This window comes from Acinetobacter sp. AKBS16 (assembly GCF_002899995.1).
Taxonomy (GTDB): Bacteria; Pseudomonadota; Gammaproteobacteria; order Pseudomonadales; family Moraxellaceae; genus Acinetobacter; species Acinetobacter baumannii.
Map to the genome: position 1 here is coordinate 34,897 of NZ_POYH01000098.1, position 3,635 is coordinate 38,531.

A 3,635-nucleotide genomic window follows, 5' to 3' on the forward strand; every position below is an offset into this window, starting at 1 on the left:
CTTGTATTAAGAAGTAAATCTATTAATGGTCAAAATTTTTCAAAAGATATTTCCGGTAGTCGGGAATTAGTACATACGCATGCAGGGCATTTACTGCCTGAGGAGGACCCGGCATGGGTTGCTGATTCTATTGAAAAATTTCTGAATAATTTAAAAAAATAACGAGAGGCAGAAAATAAATCATGAAGTACTTTGTCTTAAAAAGCGAAAATCATCGCCTGAATGAAAAGATGCGAACTGCTCTGCGTGGAAATTATATTGAACTATCTGATGGTGTGACTCATTACGAGCTCTTAGGTCCGGAGAATGGACAGCTTATTGTGTTTGTTGGTGGTCTTACAGTGCCTTTATTTTATTGGGATAAAATTATTTCGATTTTACATATAGCTGGATTTCGTACGTTAACGTATAGCTCTTACGGGCGGGGGTATTCAGATCGGATTCGTAACACTAGTTACGATGATACTTTATTTATACGACAGATAAGTGAATTGATAAAAGCCCTTGCCTTAGCTGATGGCTTTCACATTGTGGGTGCCTCTATGGGTGCTCTAGTTGCTATGGGGTACGTAAACCAAAATGCTGATGCTATTTCATCATTAACAGTAGCTGGGCCTGCTGGACTTGCTAAAAAACCGATTGCATTACGATTGTTGCAATCTAGTAATTTACTTGCCGGAGTAATTGCTAAGAATTTTGGGAGTAAGTGGCTTTCACTACATGAGAGTAACGACTTAGGGGATCAAACCCATGCTGCAGTTCTCTCAAATATGTTACTTGACGCATATCGGTTTGAAGGTTCTCTCCATGCAGTTTTCGATACTGTACAGCACTTTGGACTATTTAATCGGGCTGCTCTATATCAACGTATGTCTGAATTAAAAATACCTACTATGTTGATTTGGGGAAAAGAGGATCGAGTAACTCCAATTGACAGCCTAGAGAATGCTTGTCTTCTTCTACAACCAAAGCAGTGTCATGTACTTGACTGTGGCCATATGGTGCCTTTTGAACGCTCGAATGAAGTTGCAAGATTTATCCAATTGTTTGTAAATAATTTATAGTATTAGGAATATATCATGAGTGAAAAAGCTAAAGAGCATCTAATTGATGTGCTCATCGTTGGTGCGGGTCCAGCTGGTATGGCACTTGCAATAGATTTAAAGCGCCGTGGGCTTAACATCCGTGTTGTAGATAAAGCTTCAGCCAGCTTTGATGGATCAAGAGCAAAAGGCATTCAGCCGAGAACGTTGGAGATTTTTCAGGATCTAGGTTTAGTGAATGAGGTACTTCAAGCAGGCAATGCATATCCGCTTCTTGGTGTTCACCTTGGCCCATTCACAATTCCTTGGCGAATGATGTCCAATCGATCACGTTCATCGGATGTACCTTTTCCAAACACATTATTGATCCCGCAGTTCAGCACAGATGCTGTATTACATACACGATTTAAGTCGTTAAATGGCGTGGTTGAGTTTGGTAAACAATTCGTTTCTCTAAGCCAGACAGATGATTACGTAACTGCTGAAATTAAGAGAGAGGATGGGGCAGTAGAAGAAATTACTGCACGTTATATGGTGGGTGCAGATGGTGGTTCTAGCAAAGTACGTCAGCAGTTAGGTATTAAGTTTACTGGATCAACTGTTGAAGAGGATCGAATTATCATTGTTGATGGTGTGACAACGGGTTTATCTCGTAACCGATGGCATATTTGGCCTGGGAAAAGTGGGCAATTTATTGCTGCATGCCCACTACCAAATAGTGATTTATTCCAATGGATGATACGTTTAGCACCTGAAGAGCATCCTGAACTTGAATTAGATGCTATTAATGCACGTATTCAAAAGCGGATAGGTAATTTGAAAGTCGTACTACATCACGTGCAATGGAAGTCGGTTTTTAGACCTAATATTCGGATGGCAGAAAAATATCGAAGTGGTCGAGTCTTTCTTGTAGGTGATGCAGGGCATGTGCATACCCCAGCTGGTGCACAAGGACTGAATACAGGTATTCAAGATTCGTACAATCTAGGTTGGAAAATTGCTCAGGTGTTGGCAGGTACAGATAATAGCCTACTTGATAGTTATGAAGCAGAGCGTTGGCCTATAGCAGCATCTGTACTGGCATTATCAACCAAAAAATATGATGGCATTGCTAAGCTTGATCCTTCCAGTATTAAACGTGGTAAAGATGAGTCACAACTATCATTAACATATCGTAATGGCCCACTTGCTTTAAATGATCGCACTTTTAATTCAAAAATACATGCTGGGGATCGTGCTCCAGATGCGGACCTTACTGCTGTACATGGTGGACAAATCCGTTTATTTGATACTTTTCAGGGCCCACATTTCACGCTTATTGGTTTTGGTGAAAAAACTGCTCAAATAGTCAAAGATTTTGCATGGCCTTCTCAAGGGGCTAATTTAAAACGCTTACTTATAAATGTCGATGATTCACATAGTGCTGATTATGTATTGAAAGATACAAAGCGAACATTTAGTAGAGCATATGGTGTATCTGCAGATACTGTAATGTTAATTCGACCTGATGGTTATATTGGCTATATAGCAACCTCGAATATGCAAGATAACTTAAAAGCTTATATTAAGAAAATAGCACCCTAAATAGCGGGTTGCTCATCATTTAGAGTAAAGCAAATGAATCGAATATTATTACGCGGCTCAACGGTTATTACCATGGCGCAAGATAGACCAGACTTTGAACGTATTGATATTTTGGTAGAAAATGGACGCATCACGAGAATGGAACCTATGTTAGAGATTCCTGACGTTGAGGTGTTTGATTTTACTGGACGAATACTTATACCAGGTCTTGTTAATGCACACTTACATAGTTGGCAGGCGGCATTAAGATCTGTAGGAGCTGATTGGACATTATTAGAATATCTTGCACAAGCACATGCTGGATTGGCACAGCACTACACACCAGAGGATATGCGAATCGCTGCACGTGCTTGTGCCTTAAATCAAATTAACTGTGGAACAACTACATTAGGCGATTGGTGCCATAATGTGCAAACAAAAGAACATGCCGATAGTACGATTCAAGGATTGATTGAGTCAGGGATTCGTGGTGTTTTTTTACATGGTATGCCGCATAAATTTAGACAATCTGAACATCCAATGCAGGAAGTTGATCGATTATTGCGAGGCCCAATAGCAGCTCATGATTTATTAACGTTGGGAATTGCAATTCCAGGCCCTCAATACTCAAAAAAGGAAATAGCATTGGCTGATTTTCGAGGAGCTCGTGAACGCGATATTATTGTTTCGATGCATCAAAGTGGCGGTAAGCCTGGTGAGGCATGGGAAGCTGTACGAAATGCCAATTTGATTGGGCCGAAAACCAATATTGTGCACGGCAATGAAATTCCTGATGATTGGTTGAAGATATTTGTAGATGCGGGTGCTAGCTTTACTTCTACTCCTGAGAATGAGTTGGGACAAGGGCATGGTTTTCCCATCACAGGTCGGCTTTTAAGTTATGGATCGGCTCCGTCACTTGGTACTGATGTCGATACTGTTTTGTCAGGCGAAATTCTCACCGCAGCACGTATAGCTTTGGCTCAACAACGTGGACTTGACCATGAACAGCAGAGACAAACTACAGGG

3 protein-coding genes are annotated in these 3,635 nt (G+C 40.7%); all 3 read left to right on the forward strand.

What is annotated here, in order from left to right; genetic code table 11:
- The first annotated feature begins 182 nt into the window (after positions 1–182).
- Positions 183–1,064 (forward strand): alpha/beta fold hydrolase, encoded by an 882-nt coding sequence (locus C1642_RS17755; protein ID WP_005131669.1) that lies wholly within the window; start codon positions 183–185, stop codon positions 1,062–1,064.
- A gap of 15 nt (positions 1,065–1,079) precedes the next feature.
- Positions 1,080–2,627: an FAD-dependent oxidoreductase gene (locus C1642_RS17760; protein WP_005131670.1), complete on the forward strand. Its 1,548-nt coding sequence runs from the start codon at positions 1,080–1,082 to the stop codon at positions 2,625–2,627.
- Between the two features lie 33 nt (positions 2,628–2,660).
- Positions 2,661–3,635 (forward strand): amidohydrolase family protein (locus C1642_RS17765; protein WP_103236676.1); only part of this gene is annotated, 975 nt, incomplete at its 3' end.

Excerpts from the sequence above, each read along its gene's own strand:
- C1642_RS17755 (WP_005131669.1), top strand. The coding sequence starts at position 183 with ATGAAGTACTTTGTCTTAAAAAGCGAAAATCATCGCCTGAATGAAAAG.
- C1642_RS17760 (WP_005131670.1), top strand. The coding sequence starts at position 1,080 with ATGAGTGAAAAAGCTAAAGAGCATCTAATTGATGTGCTCATCGTTGGT.